Origin of the sequence: Streptococcus castoreus DSM 17536, from assembly GCF_000425025.1 — a bacterium.
Lineage (GTDB): Bacteria > Bacillota > Bacilli > Lactobacillales > Streptococcaceae > Streptococcus > Streptococcus castoreus.
This window is the reverse complement of sequence record NZ_AUKZ01000022.1, coordinates 1-21,320: the sequence shown is the minus strand read 5'-3', so window position 1 is coordinate 21,320 and position 21,320 is coordinate 1. Positions and strand designations below refer to the sequence as shown.

Annotated in this window: 17 protein-coding genes and 1 pseudogene; 1 reads left to right on the top strand and 17 read right to left on the bottom strand. The window is 39.9% G+C overall.

The annotated features are described in order from the left end of the window. Positions 1-579: 579 nt before the first annotated feature. The 17 genes and pseudogenes from H346_RS0106755 to H346_RS0106680 form a co-directional block, all read right to left on the bottom strand. Positions 580-1,713, bottom strand: a complete 1,134-nt coding sequence (locus H346_RS0106755) for an IdeS/Mac family cysteine endopeptidase (protein WP_027970413.1) — start codon at positions 1,711-1,713, stop codon at positions 580-582. A 194-nt stretch (positions 1,714-1,907) separates the two neighbouring features. Beyond that, positions 1,908-2,999 carry an L-ascorbate 6-phosphate lactonase gene (ulaG, locus tag H346_RS0106750; RefSeq protein WP_027970412.1) on the bottom strand — a complete coding sequence of 364 codons (1,092 nt, stop codon included), beginning with the start codon at positions 2,997-2,999 and terminating at the stop codon, positions 1,908-1,910. A 260-nt stretch (positions 3,000-3,259) separates the two neighbouring features. Further along, positions 3,260-4,906 carry a BglG family transcription antiterminator gene (locus tag H346_RS0106745; protein WP_027970411.1) on the bottom strand — a complete coding sequence of 549 codons (1,647 nt, stop codon included), beginning with the start codon at positions 4,904-4,906 and terminating at the stop codon, positions 3,260-3,262. Between the two features lie 358 nt (positions 4,907-5,264). Then, positions 5,265-5,981, bottom strand: a complete 717-nt coding sequence (locus tag H346_RS0106740; protein WP_027970410.1) for an L-ribulose-5-phosphate 4-epimerase — start codon at positions 5,979-5,981, stop codon at positions 5,265-5,267. Position 5,982: 1 nt separating this feature from the next. After that, the gene (locus H346_RS0106735; RefSeq protein WP_027970409.1) at positions 5,983-6,846 is read right to left on the bottom strand and encodes an L-ribulose-5-phosphate 3-epimerase; all 864 of its coding nucleotides are present in this window, start codon (positions 6,844-6,846) and stop codon (positions 5,983-5,985) included. Between the two features lie 4 nt (positions 6,847-6,850). Next, on the bottom strand, positions 6,851-7,513 hold the full coding sequence (locus H346_RS0106730) for a 3-keto-L-gulonate-6-phosphate decarboxylase UlaD (protein WP_027970408.1): 663 nt from the start codon (positions 7,511-7,513) through the stop codon (positions 6,851-6,853). A 94-nt stretch (positions 7,514-7,607) separates the two neighbouring features. Then, complete coding sequence (locus H346_RS0106725) at positions 7,608-8,093, bottom strand: PTS sugar transporter subunit IIA (protein WP_027970407.1); 486 nt, start codon at positions 8,091-8,093, stop codon at positions 7,608-7,610. Positions 8,094-8,349: 256 nt separating this feature from the next. Then, positions 8,350-8,628 carry a PTS sugar transporter subunit IIB gene (locus tag H346_RS0106720; protein WP_008087064.1) on the bottom strand — a complete coding sequence of 93 codons (279 nt, stop codon included), beginning with the start codon at positions 8,626-8,628 and terminating at the stop codon, positions 8,350-8,352. 40 nt (positions 8,629-8,668) lie between these two features. Then, positions 8,669-10,108, bottom strand: coding sequence for a PTS sugar transporter subunit IIC (locus tag H346_RS0106715; RefSeq protein WP_027970406.1), 1,440 nt, complete (start codon positions 10,106-10,108; stop codon positions 8,669-8,671). Between the two features lie 464 nt (positions 10,109-10,572). Then, positions 10,573-13,074: a leucine--tRNA ligase gene (gene leuS / locus H346_RS0106710; protein WP_027970405.1), complete on the bottom strand. Its 2,502-nt coding sequence runs from the start codon at positions 13,072-13,074 to the stop codon at positions 10,573-10,575. Between the two features lie 175 nt (positions 13,075-13,249). Next, positions 13,250-13,670 (bottom strand): annotated as a pseudogene (locus H346_RS11055) (ISAs1 family transposase); the annotation flags it as partial. A 205-nt stretch (positions 13,671-13,875) separates the two neighbouring features. Then, complete coding sequence (locus H346_RS10745) at positions 13,876-15,618, bottom strand: LPXTG cell wall anchor domain-containing protein (RefSeq protein WP_027970403.1); 1,743 nt, start codon at positions 15,616-15,618, stop codon at positions 13,876-13,878. A gap of 381 nt (positions 15,619-15,999) precedes the next feature. Next, positions 16,000-16,539, bottom strand: a complete 540-nt coding sequence (nusG, locus tag H346_RS0106695) for a transcription termination/antitermination protein NusG (RefSeq protein ID WP_027970402.1) — start codon at positions 16,537-16,539, stop codon at positions 16,000-16,002. A gap of 325 nt (positions 16,540-16,864) precedes the next feature. Next, positions 16,865-17,041, bottom strand: coding sequence for a preprotein translocase subunit SecE (gene secE, locus H346_RS0106690; RefSeq protein ID WP_027970401.1), 177 nt, complete (start codon positions 17,039-17,041; stop codon positions 16,865-16,867). A 17-nt stretch (positions 17,042-17,058) separates the two neighbouring features. Beyond that, positions 17,059-17,211 carry a 50S ribosomal protein L33 gene (gene rpmG, locus H346_RS10285; protein ID WP_083940750.1) on the bottom strand — a complete coding sequence of 51 codons (153 nt, stop codon included), beginning with the start codon at positions 17,209-17,211 and terminating at the stop codon, positions 17,059-17,061. 48 nt (positions 17,212-17,259) lie between these two features. Beyond that, a complete protein-coding gene (gene pbp2a / locus H346_RS0106685; RefSeq protein WP_027970400.1) occupies positions 17,260-19,596 on the bottom strand; it encodes a penicillin-binding protein PBP2A in 2,337 nt (778 codons plus the stop codon). Between the two features lie 37 nt (positions 19,597-19,633). Then, positions 19,634-20,014, bottom strand: a complete 381-nt coding sequence (locus tag H346_RS0106680) for a RidA family protein (protein ID WP_027970399.1) — start codon at positions 20,012-20,014, stop codon at positions 19,634-19,636. A gap of 1,036 nt (positions 20,015-21,050) precedes the next feature. Between H346_RS0106680 and H346_RS0106675 the strand changes: the two genes are divergently transcribed. Continuing rightward, positions 21,051-21,320, top strand: a 270-nt coding sequence (locus H346_RS0106675; protein ID WP_027970398.1) for a transposase, incomplete at its 3' end; no start/stop codon positions are given.

Here is a 21,320-nt window from a genome sequence, read left to right as displayed (position 1 = left end):
TATTTGGAAACTGATTTCCAAAAACAAGAAACTTTCTGGCTTATTTTTAGAATGTGGTCCTATTTTCTAGACTTTTAATGACGATCTAATCCATCTTATTTAACCCAAGTTGACACTATAGTATGGTTTGTGTCAAGTCGCTTTTGACGGCTGCAACTAACACCATTCTTCATGAGGACGAAGCAGGACGATTCCCTTATCTTTTTGGAACCCCTAGAAGTTATCAATAAGTTTGTGAACATTCGCGAGAACTTTTTAAGTTTTTGCACACAACGACCATGTTTCGGTAAAACTGACGTTTTCTTTTAGATTTCCAAAGTCTTTTAAATTCAATTTGGTAAGCACCCCATGCGATGATTCCGTGTTTGTTGATTATTTCGTTGTCATTTATTAATCTTGTACCACACTCACGCACTAACAGTTAAACGTGCAGATTGATAAACACACCAAACATCTCCTAACACTGGCTTTTATTTGACAACCTTTTTGAAATTTTTCGAGAGAAAAAGCACTAAAAAGCTCGAATGAATTTTTTAGTGCTTCAAAGTATTCCTAAAGTACAGGGAAATCTTTCTATCTTTACTGATTTTGCTGTGCAAAATACTCTTGCCATTGCTGAGTTCCTAATGATAAACTGGTTAATTCACGCACTGTTCCGCCAGTTGTTTCTGAACCCGATTCTTTGTAAGCAGACAATTTCACATTATGGCTATGATCATAAGAAACTTTGTAGCGTTTCATGCCAATTTGTTGCCCATCCACCCTTACCGTTCTATCGTCTGAATCAGTAATATAGATTGCTTTCACTTGATTATGTTCATCAAAGTCAGCTCCCCAAACAGACACAATGTGTCCCATACCAGCATACTTAATGGCACCATAAGATACTGCTAAGGCTTTATTAGAATCTAGGGCATCTTTGACTATGCGCGAAAAGTTGTCTTTATGCACATCCCAGGTCACTTCAGTTAAAGCCTTATCTTTAAAGACCTTGTGAAAAAAGTTAAACGGGGTTGGGTTTTTCATCGGTCTCAACCCCTCTTTCTGGGACTCTTTTGTGTAAATATAACCATTAATGTACATATTCAAAAGGTTATGTGTCCAGAGCGGATTGTTGGTAAAGGCTTCACGAATAATATCAAAAAACTCACTTTGGTCTTGATTAGTGATTCCATCTCGAGAATTCTTTTCTTGATAAAAAACATTTAAATCCTTAACATTAACATCATTAGATGTTTTTTTATTTGGTGTTCTGTTGATACGAGACTCAGTGTAATACTCTTTAATAACGCCATTTTGACCAGGTGCTTGAGCCTGATATTTAGCAATATGTTCTTGGTTTTGGGTCAACCACCAGTGCATCATGTTGGCAGCGACAACACCACTACAAAGCACACTATCTGTCGCATCCATTCGTTTATTGACATCAAAATAACCACTACCTGCACCAAAAGCCGCAGCAAAATAGTCCTCAGCGCTCAACTTAACGTTTTTAAAAGCTGAGTCATCTAAATTCACACCAACAAGCCACTGAGTTTTAACGACACCTTCTGCTTGTTTACGCAACTGAAGGGTGTTATTTTCTGTGACTTGTGTGCAATTGGTGCAAGGTGTGATCGTTTGATCCGCTTGAACATGGGGACAAACCCCCATTAGGGTAGTTGAAAAAAGGGTAAGAATCCATAACTTTTGACGGTTCATCACTCTAGACATTACATTTTCCTTTCTTTATATTTATATAATTTTATTATAACTAAATTAAAAAAATATACAATATCTTTTTATCATTATTGTTTTCTTTGAAAAGACTTTTTTACGGTAAAAATTTTAAAATCCAGACAAATGGTCTCAAGACAAAAGGAACTTATTGGTAAACAATAAATTCCTTGATAACACGATGATTAGTCTTATAATAAGGCTTTAAATTGAATATTTGATTCTTCTAGGAAACAATCATCAAAGCCACGAGGGTGATGGTATTCAATACGGTTTTGATCTTGCGGGTAAGTATATTTACCACCAACTTCCCAAATAAATGGATGGAAATCATATTGAAGTCGTTCTTTGCGCATTTTCCACAAGTCAAGAATTTCATCTGTGGATGCCATAAAGTTTGACCAGATGTCATAGTGAACTGGGATAATGACTTTGGCGCGGAGATTTTCTGCCATGCGAAGAAGATCAATAGAAGTCATCTTATCTTGGATACCGATTGGGTTTTCACCATAGTTGTTCAAGGCAACGTCGATTTTATAATCACGACCATGTTTGGCAAAGTAGTTTGAGAAATGAGAGTCAGCACCATGGTAAATGGTTCCGCCAGGGGTCTCAAAAATATAGTTAACAGCTTTACGAGCCATTTCATCATCAGTAATAGCTAAGCCAGCCAATTCCCCAGCTTGAGCATCAGCGCCTTCAACTGGAAGAGTTACCAAGCAAGTGCGGTCAAAGGACTCAACCGCTGTCACTTTCATGTCTTTAAATTCAAAGCTGTCGCCTGGTTTCAAAATCATGATACGATCTTCTGGCACACCCCATTTTTTCCAGATTTCACCACATTCGTAAGGACCTACAAATTTCACATGGTCAAGTTTTGGATTGTTGATAATGGCTGCCGCCGTATTAATGTCAATATGGTCACTGTGATAGTGAGAAACTAAATAATAGTCCAATTCGTTAATCATAAATGGATCAATGACCATTGGTTGTGCTCTAAGGTTTGGTTGCAATTTACGCACACCTGCCATATTTGCCATTTGGTGCCCACGAACCATGTCTTTGACTTTTTTCGTTGATTTGCCACGTGCAGACCACAAGTCCATGACAACATTTGCACCGCCAGGTGTTTTAATCCAAACACCGCAGTTGCCTAGCCACCACATGGCAAAATTGCCAGCCGGCACCACTTCTTCTTCGATTTCTTCGTTCAACCAAGTTCCCCATTCTGGGAATGTGCTAAGAATCCATGATTCACGTGTAATATCTTGTACTTTAGCCATTAGATTTCCTCCAAGATTTTTCTTCTTTTCTATAAGTTAAGTATAGACTTTCTTAGTAGCGATAAAAAGACCAAGTGTCACACAGTTCTGTGTTCAAAAATGGACTGAATTCCTGATAACTAATAGATTAAGCACTTGGTTTTGATAACTCTTCACATCAGTTGATAAGCGCAGCAATTTTCCAAAAACATACTAAAAACCTCAGTTATGTTTTTCTACGTCACAGAAAACCGAGGCACCTTTTTATGATAAGAACACACTCACAACAGTTCACGGTGAATGAGTTTTTCGATTTTAGAAGTGAGGGCATAGCGATCTGCTTCATCTTTGACAACCGTCTCAATCACCTTGGCAAGCTCTGTTGAAAAGCGTGAATGGTCAGTCAATCTCCCCTGTTTTGAAAATCGAATGAGCTTAATAATGTCATCATCGCTTAAAATAGGATTCACAACAAGCATCGGAACTTTCGTTTCCAGGGCATCTGTCGTTGAAACAATCATATCCACTGACAGAAGGTCATAGACCCCTCGGTATTGTTCTGTTGTAAAAACAGCCTCGATTTGACCATTAGCAAGATAACGTTGGCACTGTTTCAGCAAGAGTTTTTGAATACCAGTCCCATCATCTGACACAATAACGAGTTTTGTTTTGCCTTGATCCGCATGATGGTTGCGCAACTCACCGCCCAGATGAATGGTCAAGTAAGCCACATCATCATCTGTTAGGCTAATATCCCAATCCCGTTCCAAAATTGTAGCACAAGACTGCGCCATGGCAAATAATTCTTCATACTTTTCTTTGATATGATCAGTCAATGGATTGACGGAGAAAATCCCATAAGCTTTACGATAAACTAAGGCTTTGCAATGCATGGTTAGCTGTCTTAGTAGATCTTTTTTATGGGTAAAATGCAACTGGTAGCGCATTTCCAACTGGTCAATAAAGCGACTGATGGTCGCTCGCATATCTTTGTAATCCTGGCTTTCCACATGATGATCTTGATCTTTTCTAAATGAGAGCATCAGCATAGCTACCATACCAACCTCAATATCATCTAAGTGGAGTTTGAAATTCTGATACAGTTCACCGGCTAATTCTTGCGCAATTTGATATTCCTTACGTTTCCAAATCAGATTAAAATCTTTTTTCAGAGCATTTTTAGTATCTGAATTGAGTTGCATGTTGCGATAACTCAACAACATAAACGGAAGAATTTGCAACATAAACTGGCTGTCTTGGATATTAATGGTCTTGCCCAAACTAGCCTGTGATAAAAAGAGGTATTCATGGAAGTAAGTTAAGACGTCTTTTGAAAAATAAGCAGATAAGCCTTGGGTTTCTGACAACTTACGGTCAAATATCTCAATAAAACTACCATTTCCGCCTTGGTAAACAGCTGCTAACAATTTGTAGAGATATTGAATCAAAGCCATAGGATGGCAATCAAAATAGTAGCCTCTCGCCTTTGTCGCATGTAATTGAATGTTATATTGCTTATCTTCCAACTCTTCTCTTAGTTCGGTCAGATCATTTAAGATGGTATTTCGTGAAACATCATTAATTTGCATGAGTTTGTCCAAGGTTACACGCTCAGTCGCAACAGCAATATAAATAGCTGATAAACACCGGCGCTCATCGCTTTTCATCACATAATGATAATCTGTTACTTCATCAAGTAGTTTTTGACAAGCCTCTTTTTGCACTTGACTAAGCAAAATACCAACCCGTGGGTAAGAGATAATTTGACCCACATGAGATGGTAAAGCTTCATTAATTTTATCCAAATGATAATAAATTTTACGGCGTGATTGACCCAAAGCTGTTGAAATCGCCATGACGGTTTCAGCTTCTTGCAAATTGATTAGATAAGAAATGAGATCATAACTTTTTTTATCCAAAATAATCACACTAGTTTACCTCCAATGAGAAATTGACACGCATGCCATTCTATCACTTTTATGGCTAATTGAAAAATAAAACACTACCATACCCCTGCTTTTTGTTAATGTCGAAACACCTGAAACAACCATAGGAAACAAAATGGCTTTCTTATTTGAAGGAAATATTCGAGACACCACTTTTCTTGTCAGAAAAATAAACCACTTTTAATCATGCGCTGACGATCAAGGTAAGGTTTTCTAGCTGGTCAGTTTACCTATCTAAAAAGAGGCTTAGGGCATGTTTGTCCCAGCCTCTCATAATAGGTAATCACTTTACCATTTCCCAACTAACAACGGCTAGGTCTTTGTTAAGTAAGTGCAGTTATTAATGGACATCCCCTTTTTGCCCATAATAAGCGTTTGGACCATGTTTTCTGAGGTAATGCTTGTCCATAATGTATTTTGGTGCTGGCTCCACCCTTGGATTGATTTGTTCTGTCAAGCGGTTCATCTTGGCCACCTCTTCTAAGACAACAGAATGGTAGACGGCTTGTTCTGGCGTCTTACCCCAGGTAAACGGACCGTGATTACGGACCACAATGCCAGGAACTGCCATTGGATCCAGTCCACGTTTGCTGAATTCTTCCAAAATAACGCTGCCGGTCTCTTGTTCATAGGCCCCGTCAACTTCTTCTTTGGTTAAAGAACGCGCACAAGGTACTGGACCATAGAAATAATCCGCATGCGTTGTGCCATAAAATGGAATATCTCGTCCCGCCTGTGCCCAACCGACTGCTTCTGTTGAGTGAGTGTGAACAATGCCGCCAACTTCTTCCCAGGCTTTATAAAGTCTTACATGGGTTGGCAAATCTGATGATGGGTTTAAGTCTCCTTCAACCACATGACCATCAAGGTCTGTGACTACCATATTCTCTGGTGTCAAAAGGTCATAATCCACACCCGACGGTTTGATAACAATACGTCCTAATTCACGACAAACTTCTGAGACATTGCCCCACGTAAATTTGACAAGACCATGTTTGGGGAGAGACTTGTTAGCTGCACAGACGCGTTTACGCATTTCTTGTAAGTTTTTTACCATTTTACATCAACCCCGCTTTCTCAATAAGTGGGTAAAGGAAGGCTTGAGCTTCTTTGATAGCAGCTTTTGTTTCCTCCACCGTTTCACAGTTTTCTGACCACATTTCAATCAAGAAAGGACCATTGTAGTTGGTTTTTTTGATGACAGCAAACATTTCTTCCCAATCCACACAACCTTGACCAAATGGCACATCACGGAATTGTCCTTTAGACGTTTCTGTAACAGCATAGGTGTCTTTCAAATGAAGGGCAGCGATGGATTTGTGACCGTTGTAAAATTCACTCCACAAATCGTTGTGCCAGGCAGAAACATTTCCTGTGTCAGGGTAGACAAAGAGATAGGGAGAGTCAATTTCCTTTTCAACCGCCAAGTATTTTTCAATGGAGTTGATAAAAGGGTCATCCATGATTTCAATGGAAAGCATGACTTGTGCTTCTTCTGCCCAATCACAAGCTTTTCTCAGGTTTTTGATAAAGCGAGCGCGGGTTTCAGGTGATTTTTCTTCGTAGTAAACGTCGTAACCAGCTAATTGAATGGTACGAACGCCAAGATCCTGAGCCAATTCAATACATTTTTTCATCAAGTCAAGTGATTTGGCTTCAACAACGGGATCATTGGACCCTAGCGGGTAACGTCTGTGACCAGAAAAGCAAATCGTAGGGATACGAATCTCTGTTTCATAAATGGCTTTGACCAAATCAAGACGTTCTTCCTTAGTCCATTCCAAACGGGCTAAACGAGCATCTGATTCATCGACAGACATCTCCACAAAATCAAACCCTAAGTCCTTTGCAAATTGTAGCCGCTCCAGCCAAGAAAAGTGTTTTGGCGTTGCTTTTTCATAAATACCAATCGGACGTGCCATCGTGTTACCCCCAGATCCGTTTGATTTCGTCTTTGAAAGCACGTGCCGCTGCTGCCGGGTCTTCTGCCTCAGTTATGCCACGACCTGCGATAAAAGTAAAGACATCAACCCCTTCAAAGAGTTTCAAAGTATTCACATCAAGCCCACCTGTAACAGACACACGAAAGCCCATCTCAATCAATTTTTTGACTTTGTTAAGGTCTTTTTCACCCCAAGTTTCCCCAGCAAGGAGAGCGTCACGCGATTGGTGGTAAATCGCTTGGGAAATACCGGCATCAAGCCACGACTGAGCCTGTTCATAAGTCCAATCCCCATAGAGTTCAATTTGAATTTCGCCACGCCCACCACGTTCTTCTTTGATCGCTTTAAGAGCTGCTTTCATCGTTGGAATCGTTGCACAGCAAATGCAAGTCATCCAATCAGCTCCACGCTTCGCATTATTTTTAGCCACAGTGCCACCAGCATCAGCACATTTGGTATCTGCCACGATGATTTTTTCTGGGAATAGGCTACGCAATACCTCAACCAATTCGCTACCAACTTGGAGCAAGCAAACCGTACCGGCTTCGATAACGTCCACTTCATGCCCAACAGACACAGCTGCCTTAATAGCGCCTTGTAGGTCAGAATGGTCTAATGCAACTTGTAAATTTGGAATATGTGTCATATGTTTTTCCTAGAACTCTTCAGACCAGTCTCAAACATGGTTGTTGAGTTCCTAACCTTTCAATGATTTTCGTATGTATTTAGGAATTGATTGATTAAGCGTCTAAATCCAATCCTTCTAAGTAAGGACTATCTTTAGATTCTTCAACCATTGCCAAGACCTCTTCAGGAGTTTTACAGGCAACCAATCGATCAATGGCATTTTCTAATTCAAACAAGGCAACAATTTGTGGAATAGCCACTGTTGTATGAACAGACGGGTCCGTTGCTGCCAAGGTCAATAAAACGGAAACTTCCTTACCATCTGAGAAAGTGACAGGTTTTGTCAGTGTCACCAATGAGAAAGCTGTGCGATTAACCCCCACACCAGCCTCCGCATGAGGCATCGCCATTCCTGGCATCAATACATAATAAGGTCCATATTTTTCTGTCGACGCGATAATGGCATCATAATATTCAGAAGTAACTGCACCACTATCAATCAAGGGTTGAACCGCTAATTGAACCGCTTCTTGCCAAGTAGCCGCACTTAAACCTAAGCGAATAGCCTTGTTCTCAATAAATGCTTGTTTTAAATTCATAAAAAATCCTTTCTTAAATTAGGCTTGGCTAGCAAATCGTTAATTTATTCTTAATCAGTGATTATCTCACAAAGAGAAAGAGTTGGAACATGCCGTTACAACTCCCATCTCCCTATATCATTTTTTGAAATGGACCGACTAACCCTTAGGACAAGCTGTCCAATGAAGCATTAGAACAGTTTCTTGTCGCCTTGATGGTGTCCATTTCCAGTCAACTAGAGTGCTAGCAGTTTTTCTAACTTGTACTTTATCTCATTTAAAGCACCGCCTGTAACTTGGTTTTAATCTCATTGTCATCCATAAGGTTATCAAGACCAACCAAGTGTCCTTTTGTGCGACCTTCTAATTCATGGATCAAGTGATTTGATGCCACTACAATGTCATAACCAGAAGCCAGACCTTTAGCTTCTCCAACAGAACATGAAGCAGATTGAATATCTGTTACCCCAAGTTGACGAAGAGCGTTTTCAACTTTCATTTTGATCACCATAGATGATCCCATGCCATTACCACATGCTGTAAGAACTTTAACCATTTTAGTTTCCTCCAAATGCTATACTTAATCTAATGTTTCATTATTCTGCTTCTACTTCACCACGGTAATACATGTCCTTGTTTTTAGCTTTCGCAAATTGTAATTGCGGAATCACCAAGAAGAAGAGACAAACAACAATGTAGCCAACAATGCCAAGATATTTAAAAATATAACCGATTGGCAGCCATGGAAGAACAAGGTCAATGTTTCCATGATAGCCACCTGTCAATCCTAAAAGACCAACCGCTACCGCACCAAGTGCTACTTGAAGAATTCCTGAAATAAAGGACAGGGCTACCGCAGCTTTCCAACCGCCACGCTTATCGGCATAAACCGCAATGGCTGCATTATCAAAAAATACTGGAACGAATCCTGTGATAATCAAGATTGGATTTTTAAAAATAACAAGAAGAGCAATCGTGATTAATTGACCAATCAAACCAAAAGCAAATCCTGAAAGAACTGCATTTGAAGAACCAAAGCCATAAGAAGCCGCAACGTCAACTGCTGGGAATGACCCTGGCAGCAATTTGCTTGAAATCCCTTGAAAGGCATTGGTCAATTCAGAAACGAACATACGTACACCTTGCATCAAAATGAAGAGGTAAACTGAGAAGGTGAGTGATGTTTGAAGAATATACATGAAGAAGGCTTGCTTAGCTGGATTGAAAGCTCCCGGTCCGATTAATTCCGCATTAGACATAATGTTTGGACCAAGAACAGCTAAGATCGCTCCAAAAAATACTAGCATTAAGGTCGCTGAAGCAACAACAGTGTCGTGGAAAATGTTTAAGAAAGTTGGTAATTTTAAGTTATCAAGATTTTCCTCTTTTTTACCAAAGAATGGGGCAACTTTATCCACAAACCAAATGGCAAACTGTTGTTGGTGACCAATCGCAAAACCACCGCCACCAGTAAGGCGTTGTGTAGGCTCAACTGTCATATTTGAACTAACAGCCCAATAAAGACCACAGATGATACCAACTGCCCAAGCACCAAAAGCGTTCTGGAATTGAGGAATTAAAAACAGAACAAAGACGGAAATGGTTGCTGCCTGTTGCACCATAATATGACCCGTAATAAAAAGAGTACGTATCTTAGTGACTTTACGAAGAGCAACAAGAAGAATATTCACCCCAAAACCAATCAAAAGCGCTGTTGTGGCAACACTGATAAAGCCCATTTCTTCCAATTTGGCATTGGCAGCAGCAAGACCAAAATAAGGATCAATAACTGCTGCTTTCAATTCAAATTTCTTAGCAAGAGCAACCAATATTGGTCGGAAGGTCGTTACCAAACCACCGGCACCAACATTCAAAATCAAGTAACCAACTGTCGCTTTCACAAAACCGGCAAAGACTTCATAAATTGGTTTTTTAAGGAGTAAATACCCGATTAAAACCAAAAGACCCACAAAGAAAGCTGGATTTTGCAAAATGTTTTGCGAGAACCAGTTTAGGGGAGCTAGGAGCATTTCCATGAGAACTACCTCTTTTCAAAGTTTATAAAATAATATGTTTTATAAACTCATTATAGAAAATGAAAGCGTTTTAAAAAAGACCAACTATCACACAAAGAAGTGTTCAAAATTAGACTTAAGTTAGCTTATCTTGAAATTTAATTGTAATTAACTTTTTTTAAAGCGCACATACCCGCCTTCAACGACTGTCATTGAGAACAAAAAATCTCCCACCAGAAATCAAAAACTGATGGGAGATCCAAAATATCACCTATGAAAAGAGATTCCTCGAGCAGTGCATCGCTTGTTTTAAGCCTAATGTCTTTTATTGACACAACCTGCTTGGTCTGTTTTTCAGATACCTAGTTCATCAAGGCATTAAACACGGTATTAATCCATTTAATTTATCTGAGACAGCAATTACTGGTTGAGGATCCCACGGCTTTAACGCGTAAAACTCACCGCTAGGACTCACTTTATAACCCCTATTTGACAACGATATTGACAAGTTTATTCGGTACCACGATCACTTTGATAATCTTTTTCCCGTCAATCTCGGCTTTAACCTTGTCACTAGTCATTGCAGCTTCTTGCAACTCTTCACGAGAAAGACCCTTAGCGACTACTAGTCTCGCTTTGACTTTGCCCTTGATTTGCACAACAATCTCAACCTCATTTTCAACTAACTTCGCATCATCCCAAGTAGGCCATGCCACGTAGGAAATGGAGTCCCCAGATGCTGTCAGCACTTGCCATAATTCTTCTGCCAAATGAGGGGCAAACGGAGCAATTAATTGAACAAAACCTTTAGCATAATCGATAAAGAGGTCATTTTCTTTATTGGCAGCATTGATAAAGGTCATCATTTGAGCGATAGCTGTGTTGAATTTCATTTGCTCAATTTGTTCCGTGACTGCTTTGACAGTTTCATTATAAACCTTGTCCAAAGTTCCATTATTTTCAGATGTTAACTCTTTAGTTGTCATTAGGCGATAAACACGATCAAGGAACTTCCGTGCCCCCTCAAGACCTTCTTCAGACCAAGCAATGGAAGCGTCAAGCGGTCCCATGAACATTTCGTAAACACGAAGAGTATCGGCGCCATATTGATCCACCACATCATCAGGGTTGACAACATTTTTAAGCGACTTAGACATTTTAGCTGGTGCTTGTTCAAGCTCTTCACCGGTTTCAATGTTAACGAATGAACCATCACGTTTTTCCACTTTGTCAGTGGCAACAAGCGCCCCACGACTGTCTCGATAGCTTGTCCCTAAAATCATTCCTTGATTAAAAAGTTTTTGGAATGGCTCTTTTGTAGGCACCACACCAAGGTCATAGAGAACCTTATGCCAAAAACGAGCATAAAGCAAGTGAAGTACCGCATGTTCCGCACCACCGATATAGATGTCAACAGGTAGCCATTGTTTCAGAAGCTCCTCATCCGCCAATTTTTCAGTGTTATGTGGATCAATGTAGCGAAGATAGTACCAACTTGAACCAGCCCATTGTGGCATAGTATTGGTCTCACGACGACCTTTGACACCATCCGCACGTGTCACTTCTAGCCAGTCTGTTAAGTTGGCAAGAGGGGACTCACCTGTTCCTGATGGACGAATGTCCTTAGTTATTGGAAGAACAAGTGGCAATTCATTTTCTGGAACAGCGGTTGAGGTACCATCTTCCCAATGAATAATTGGAATTGGCTCACCCCAATAACGTTGGCGACTGAAGAGCCAGTCACGAAGACGATAATTGACTTGTTTTTTACCAAAGCCATGTTCTTCAAGAAATGCAACCATCTTATCAATAGCTTCTTCTTTGGCAAGACCATCAAGGAAATCAGAGTTAATGTGCATCCCATCTTCGATATAGGCTTCTTCTTCAACATTACCACCCTCAAGCACTGGAATGATGTCAAGACCGAATTGCTTTGCAAATTCCCAATCACGTGTATCGTGAGCAGGTACCGCCATAATAGCACCAGTACCGTAGCTAGCAAGCACATAATCAGAAATCCAGATAGGGATTTCACGACCATTGACAGGATTGATTGCGTAACTACCTGTCCAAACACCAGTCTTTTCTTTAGCAAGGTCCGTACGTGCAAGGTCAGATTTTAGACTGGCTTGACGTTTGTATTCCGCAATCGCTGCTGCTTGTTCTGGCGATGTGATGACATCCACCAAATCATGCTCCGGTGCCATCACTGCATATGTTGCGCCAAATAAGGTATCAGGGCGCGTTGTAAAGACGGTAAAATCTCGATCAGTCCCGGCTACTTTGAAGGTCACATGAGCACCTGTTGATTTTCCAATCCAGTTGCGTTGCATATCCTTAATGGATTCTGGCCAATCCACTTCTTCCAGATCTTCCAGCAGACGTTCAGCGTAGGCTGTGATTTTTAGCATCCATTGGCGCATTGGTTTACGGACAACGGGGTAACCCCCACGTTCAGAAGTTCCATCCGGAAGCACTTCTTCATTAGCAATGGCTGTCCCAAGCTCTTCTACCCAGTTAACAGGCACTTCAGCTTCATAAGCCAAACCTTTTTCATATAATTTAGTGAAAATCCACTGTGTCCATTTGTAGTAGTTAGGGTCTGTTGTGTTGATTTCACGGTCCCAATCATAAGAAAAACCAAGTGCATTGATTTGACGTTTAAAGTTAGCAATATTTTCCGCTGTAAATTCAGCTGGGTCATTACCAGTATCCATAGCATATTGCTCAGCAGGTAGACCAAAAGCATCCCAACCCATTGGATGAAGCACATGATAGCCTTGTGCGCGTTTGAAACGACTAAGAATATCGGTTGCCGTGTATCCTTCTGGGTGACCTACGTGAAGCCCAGCACCAGATGGGTAAGGAAACATATCTAAAGCATAAAACTTAGGCTTTAAGGCATCCGTCCCCGTTTTAAAGGTATGCTTGTCAGCCCAAAATGCCTGCCATTTTGGTTCAATGTCTTTATGATCATAAAATGTCATGTGAATTCTCCCCTGTAAAAAGTCTAGTCTTTTTATTATAACACGATATAAGCCTTTTAGGAATGGGAAAAGAACCAGATTCACGACAGACGCAGAAAACGTTTTTCTAGATGGTTAAATCCCTTGCACTCATTTTTGAAACTGATTAAAACGTGTGATGGGCATCAGCTAACCTCTACTTTCCAAATAACTGAGGCAAATAAACCTTCAAATGAACACGTTTCCGACGATAACTCATGGCTTTCTTTAAAAATGGAAACACTTTCAAAAAATAAAGGAGATATTTGCGAATAGCTTTGAGGTTAAAAGTCGCCCGGTTACCTAAGACCTGGTGTTGCTCCTCACGAGAAACAACATCGAGCAACCAATGACTTCGAATACTCTAGCTAAACGCGCTGACATCTAGATGAAAACTAAAGATAAAATAATGAACTTCTTCGATCATCCCATCTTTATCTATGGTATTCTTCGTCATTCCAATACCACGCAGTGTATGCCATTTCGGGTAACGTTAAGTCATCCACTTGACACTTGAAGAACGTCCCATACTCTCGGATTTCAATCTGTCCTCTAGCCTTTTCAAAATTTTGACAATACTAACCCGTTTATTCTAAATCCTGCAATACTAAAATAAAGGATAGTAGCCTTATAAAGGTCACTAAGACTAATTCCCCTAGCCCATCGCTGATACAAAAAGACCCTATTTGATAGGATCAAAACAGGGTCTTTAGCTGTAAACTATAAGGTATGTCTGGAATACTGGCGTTTGTAAACGAAAAAGTATGACCGGGATAACTTAGCTTAGTATTCTTTACGTTTTGAAGAAACAGCCACTACTCCAGCACTAATCATAACAGCAACAGCTGCTGCCGTGAAGAATGGATTAGTTGTCTCACCAGTTGATGGTAGGTGTGCTGCCTTGCTTGCCTTAGCCATCGGTGCCATTGCCGTTGCAGGTGCTGCTTGACTTGACATTGTCGGTTTGCTAGCTTGGCTACCATCATTGTTTTCCTTCGGTTTAGCTGGTGTTTGAGGAGCAGCCGGTTTATTGCCTTTTTCAGGTGCTTTAGGAACGTCAGGAGTAGGTATGCTTGGTGCTTTAGGAACGTCAGGAGTAGGAGTACTTGGTGCTTTACCATTTTTAAGCATTTCAAGCTTCGCCATCAAGTTCTTGAGTTCTTCTTGAAGTTTGGCTTTTTCTTCGGCGTTGAGGTTGTTTTGATCTTTGAGCTTAGCTTCAACAGCTGCTTTAGTCTCCTCAAGTTTTTTAATAGTCTTAGTTGTCTCGGTTAACTGCTCTTTCAGACTGTTAATATTAGTATCTTTTTCGGCAATTTTAGCTTGAACATCAGCCAATTCTTTTTCAAGTTTAGCTTTTTCTTCAGCGCTTAGTTGTGTTTGGTTTTGCAGTTTGGCTTCAATAGCTGCTTTGTCTTGAGCGAGTTTGTCTTTTTCGGCATTCAACGCTGTAACTTTAGCTTCAGCTTCATTTTTGGCTTTTTCAAGTTCCTTCACTTTGTTATCAGAAGCGGTTACTTGTTCTTGTAAGTTAGTGACTTCTGATTTCTTAGCGTCTAGTTCTGCTTGAAGTTTGGCTTTTTCTTCTTTGTTTGACTCTTCAACCTTATCAAAACGCTGTTGGAGATCAGTCAACTCGGCTTGACCTTTTTGAAGTTTCTCCGTCAAGGATGCATTGTTAACCGTGGCTTCTTCAACTTTTTCAGTAAGTGTTTTCACTTTAGCTTCACTATCTTTGAGGGCTTCTGAGGACGCTTTTTCTTTGGCTTCTAGGTCCTTCATCTTGGTTTGAAGCTCTTGGTTGTTTTGCTGTGAGTCATTAAGTTGAGTTGACAACTCATCACTCTTCGCTTTTAGGTCTTGGCTTTCTTTTTGGGCTTTAGTTAAATCAGCGGTAAGTTTTTGGACTTTTATTTCTTCTGCTTTCCACTGTTTTGCAAGACCAACTAGGTTATCATCCCTGTTTTGCAGTTCTGTTTTCAATTTTGTCTCAGTTGCCTTGGCTTCTTTTACGGTTTCATCCCAACCTTTGACAGTCTTTTCATACTCCCCGCTACGTCGGTACAATTCTTTGAGTAGCAATGTTTGAAGGAAATCACCATTATCTAAATCCCCTTCAAACATATCCTCTAATTCTTTGAAGTTAGCACCGGTAATTCCTTTCTGAATTCCTTTCACTAAGTTAACTAAAGATTGTGCGGCTTCTACAGAGTCCTTATCAAGATTAAGTAATTTATTAGAAGCATCGATCTCGCCATGCATTGCCCCAATAACTAAACTCATCAAATCACTGGTCTTAAAGCGTGATAACACATCATATAATTCTTCAAGAATTCTATCTTTATTTTCTTTTTTCAACTCACCAGAAAAACTTGCTATTTTGTCAGTTAAATCAAAAACCGTCTTATCAAAGTTCCCCGCAAGTGGCTGTTCCAACGCGTTAGAAGTGGTTGTTACTAGAAGGCTAGCGCCGAGCATTAAAGAAGCGATGACGGCTTTTTTGCTCCACTGTCCTTTTTTTATCATGTGAATGTATCTCCTTTTGTTGTTTTAGTTCTGTCATGGTGCTATCGTTTTTGGTAGGCACAAGCAGATCTATAGGAACTATTATACAGGATAGGTTTCTGCACAAAAATAGAAGAAATCTTTTTTTCGGGGGGGGGGGGGTAAAAACCTATCACGGAAATCTGTCTATATAAATAAAAAAAGTATTATATGATTATAACTTAACCAATTAACTAAAACCATTTCCCCTCTTGACTGATCCTGGAACTCCCTGAATGCTAGCAGATCCAGAGAAGTTATGCATCACAATCAACAAAAAAGACTAGCGCCAGTATCAACGAAGAGATAGCGCTAGCCCTTTTATTGTTAAATGCTTGTACCCTAAAGGGAGTTGGTAAGTGATTACAGTTCTGCAATCTGATAAAGTTCAACTTCAGCCACGGTTTCAGAACCAAACATGTTAAGCATAAGTTTTACCTTATTGTTTTCAATTTCAACAACACGCCCTTCTTGTCCCATAAAGGCTCCGTCAATGATTTGAACCATATCTCCTTCTTTGATATTGGTGTCAAAGACATCGATAGTTTGCCCCATAGACAACAAGATTGCTCGAATCTCTTCTTCTAGAAGAGGGGTTGGTTTTGAGCGGTTACCGTGAGATCCTACGAAACCTGTAACGTTTGGAGTATTACGCACCACAAACCAAGCTTCATCAGTCATGACCATTTCAACCAAAACGTAGCCCGGGAAACGATTTTCTTCGATCTCTTTGGTCTGACCATTTTTCTCCACATTAACCGTCTGTGTTGGAATTTCCACACGAAGAATGTTTTCCACCATATTGTAGGTTTGAGCACGCTGTAAAAGATTTTCTTTAACCTTGTTTTCATAGCCTGAATAAGTTTGGAGAACAAACCAACCCTTGTCAAAAGAATCTAGCATAATACTTCCTTTCATTAATAAAAAAGCCTCCCTTGGCTTTTGTGAGTTCTCATTACTTTCATTATAATGGAAGAAAGCTTCGCTGTCAATGGATGACCTATCGGTGTCACGTGCAAAATACCGTTGGTTCCGAATTATCGTACAGATGAAAACAACAGTTAATTTTAAAACATCTGAACGTTGAGATGCGAAAAACGTTACTTTCTTGTTAAAAACCTCTCATGTGTTTAGCTTGAACTAGCGTATGCTAGCAAAAACTAAAAAGACTGGGTTTCCCCAGTCTAGGCTCTTCCATGCTGTTTAATCAATTTTCCCCATTCTATGATTAGAATAAATTGATTAGTGACAAAACCCCTTTTGACAACAACTGGTCAAAAATAAAGATAATCACCGTAAAGAATGCTGTGTACTCAAGAACTGAGATAAAATCTTTCCAACGCTGTTTACGATCTGGCCATGTTGTATCTTTTAAGAGTTTAAAAATCCCACTAACGAATCCCATCAGACTCTGCTCTCCTCTTATCGTGTTTCTTTGTGTAAAGTATATTTTTTGCAATGTTTGCAAAACTTGTTAACTTCTAGACGTGTTGGTTTTGGCAAGCTGCTAACTCCAATTGAGTAATTGCGACTGCCACAGTCGACACACGCTAGGCTTGCTTTTTTCTGTGCCATAACGCCTCCGTGAACCTTATTCTAACATGATTTTTAGAATTTCGCAAGTTATCTAAAATAGTCGACAATGCTCTTCCAGAGAGACTGTGCTTTGTCTCGCAAGCCCGATTGCTCAACCGCATCAGACAACGATTTTGACGCTTCCTCAGCTGATTTTCTCAACCCGTCAATAATGGATTGCGAATTTATGCCTGTCTCGGTGTTTGTCTCATTAACCCCATATACAGCTGAAATGCCATTTTTGGCGTAAGCATTATCCACATGAAACTGGCTCCCTTTGGTATAAGGCAAGATATAGGATGCCTGAGTACTAAAAATGGTTGAGGCTGTACCAGCACTTGAATCTGTTAAGTAGTGGTTTTCATCGGTTTTATTAAAACCAACCCACTGGCTAATAACAACGTCAGGAGTATACCCAATGACCCACTGGTCTCCTGCAAGGTCTGGATTGAAGCTTGTCTCGGTCGTTCCTGTCTTACCGGCTAGGGTATAGCCATAAACATTGGCATTAACCGCCGTCCCATTTGAGAAAGTCCCTAACATCATACTAGTCATCTTATCAGCAACCGACTGGCTAATCACGCGCTTGGACTTATCTGTGAAAGCTTTCACGACCTCACCTTTAGCATTCTCGATACGACTAATTAAATGAGCAGAATGCATAATCCCATTGTTAGCAAAGGCTGCATAAGCTTGTGCCATCTCTAGTGGATTGGTTGTCACACTACCCCCTAAAGCAACGCCTAATTCCTTTTTAGCAGATGACATTTTCAATCCAAATTTCTCGCCGTAAGTAAAAGCCTTTTCAATGCCAAGTTCATTTAAAGTTGATACAGCAGGAATGTTATAGGAATTTGCTAATGCCTGATACATGGGAACCTTTTCTGACTCATAATTGCCATAATTACGAGGTTTATAGCCATCAAAATCTTGAGCAGTATTTGGCAGTTCTTTGTCAATTGACCAACCAGAAGCTACTGCTGGAGCATAAACGACTAAAGGTTTAATTGCCGAAGCAGGGCTACGTTTTGCTTGAGTGGCATAGTTAAAACTTCTAAAAGTTGGGTTTTCACTGCTATTAACCCGACCAATAAGTCCTCTAACAGCTCCCGTTTTAGGGTCCAAGGCAACGCTAGCAGCTTGTGCTGAAGTCCCATCAAAAGATGACACAGGAAATAAACTGTCATTGTTAAAGGTTGTCTGCATTCCGGTCTGGTAATTTTGGTCCAGTTCGGTGTAAATCTTGTAGCCATTGTTAACCATATCTTTCTCGGAAATACCATATTTGGCAATGGCTTCATTGATAACGGCATCAAAATAAGAGGGATACTTGTAGTCATCTGATTTCCCAACATAGGTATCTGCCAAACGGTTGCCCATTCCTACAGTCTTGGCTTTATTGGCTTGATCTTGGCTAATTTTGCCAGCCTCAACCATAGCACCTAAGACAGTGTCCCTACGATTGGTCGCATTTTTGATTGAATAGTAAGGGTTGTAAACCTCAGGGCCTTTTAGCATTCCAGCTAAAGTAGCGGCTTCATCCAAGGTCAAATTGGCTGCACTTGTTCCAAAATATTTTCGGCTAGCATCCTCAATTCCCCATACCCCATTCCCAAAATAGGAATTATTGAGATACATGGTAAGAATAGCTTTTTTGCTGTATTTCTTTGTCAATTCAAGGGCTAAGAAAAACTCACGGGCCTTTCGTTTAATGGTCTGATCCTGCGAAAGGTAGGCATTTTTGGCTAACTGTTGGGTAATGGTCGAACCACCTCCAAATCGACCGACAGTCACAATAGCTAACAAGAAACGTTTGAGGTTAATCCCATTATTGCTATAAAAAGTCCTGTCCTCTGTGGCGATAACGGCATTTTCAAGATCATCTGAAATGGCATCTAATTCCACATACGTTCCTTTTTGCCCAGATAAACTCCCTGCTTGTTCGCCTGTATGATCATAAATGACCGTTGTTGCTTTCAAAGCATCTTGTAAATCAGATACTTTAGCTGTTTTTGAGAGATAAAAAAGGTAGGATCCTAAAAGTAAAACACAGGTGCCTATCAAAATGATCAAAATTTTACCGACATGATAACGATTCCAAAAACGACGAATCGGATTTCGTGGCGACGGTAAAACGACCTCTAGTTTTTGCAACCAGACTGGCGGTTTCTTTTTACTCATTTCATGAGATTTACTACGCTGAAAAGCAGATGATTGAGCTTTGATTGAACTCGTTTCAGCAGAAGTAAGATCTTGTTGGCTGGCATCAGACATACTTTGCTGGACAGCCGTTTCATGAGAGTGTTGTTCTTGATTCTGTTTTAAGATTCTTTCCTGATACTGTTTCGGAAAAAATTTTTTTTGCAATAATTCTAGAAATGTCATAGAGATATTATACCATTAAGGATTAAAAGTTAATGTTTTAAGACACAGGGATATGTTTCGCATAAGCTACACCATCAACTTGGAACAGCAAGCCGTCTGGTCCACCATGATGTGCAAATTCCGTTTGGATCGATTTTCGAGCAGGGTATTTGCCACTGAAGCGCTCTTTGATAATTTTCTCCATTACAGGCACATTCCAAACATCTCTGAACAAACAGTCCATTTGAACAACGGCTTCTAGGGTCAAACCAACCAAGCCTAAACGGCGTTCCATCTCATCAAAAGCCCCGTTAATTTGGCTCTCGATGTCTTGACCAACATTGCCAACACAATAATTTAAAAAGTAAAAGTCACCGGCTTCTACAAGACCTGTATGGGCCCACTCTTCGTTAACATCGTAGCGTCTAATTGTATTCATTTATCTTCCTCTATTCGTGTTCAAGCTTTTGTCATATTATAACAAGTTTTCTTGAAATCTTATATTAAAAACCCTTAAAATAGACCACTACACCTGAAAATACCCATTTTGAACAGATCTTTTGAAACCTTGACCTTACTAAGAATACTTCCCTCAATTTATTGCCCCTTCTGTTTGACTTATTGTCTCTTTGACAGGTTTGTTCAAAAGAGCAACCTCTTAAAAATTTTTCTTCATCTTTCTTTGAAAAATCAAGATTTAAACAGAAACATGCTATAATAGCATTATATCATAATGCCTTTAAATAAGTACATCTACACACCGTTCCCCGACTATTCCCCGACTTCTGGACGAGGTCTTTTTTATTTGTCTAATTCCATCAGCAACTCTTCGTCTGATAAAACATATCAAAAAAGCCCTCCTGTATGGGAACAAGAGGACGATAGAGAAAAGCCATTGGTATGGCTAAGCCAATATTACCATTATTTTAGCGAAAATACAACAAAAACCAACCCGAAGGTTGGCCTAGTTATAAAAAAGTTAATCTGCCTACGAAAGCTGATTACCATTAAATGATACCACACAATAACACTTTAGGCAAACAAAAAAACCAGCCGCATGGACTGGGGAAAATTAGCTTTTATGAAAGCTTTAGGATTATGAATATATATTAGCACACAACAAATAAAAAGCAAGAGCAAGAATCAGTAACGTATTTTCCTATACAGTGTGTACAACCCGTGTTCATCTAACTCGTCACTTAGTTTCACATATCCTTTTTTCTCGTAGAACTTATTGAACATGTGCTCCCTACATTCCAACAAAAGAAGTCTTCCTCCTATAATGCGTTGAACCTTTCGTATCTCAGAATAGCACTCATTCAGAATGGTGTCTCCACCAATATCCTTAGATGTAAAATAATCTGAGCGTCCCAACTGACCAATCAGATATGCAGGATAAGACTTTATGAACAGGTTACACTAAACTAGACAGAATTTATAAAGTGTTCTACACTAAAGAAAATAGGAGAAAAACTATGTCTAGAAAAATTCGCCGTTACTTCACAGATGACTTCAAACAACAAATCGTTGACTTGCACAATGCAGGTAGAAAACGCAGTGAACTGATCAAAGAATATGATTTAAGGCCCTCAACCTTCGATAAGTGGGTTAAACAAGCAAGAACAACTGGTTCCTTTAAAACTGTCGATAATCTGACAGATGAACAACGTGAGTTGATAGAACTCAGAAAACGAAATAAAGAACTCGAAATGCAATTAGACATCCTAAAGCAAGCGGCAGTGATT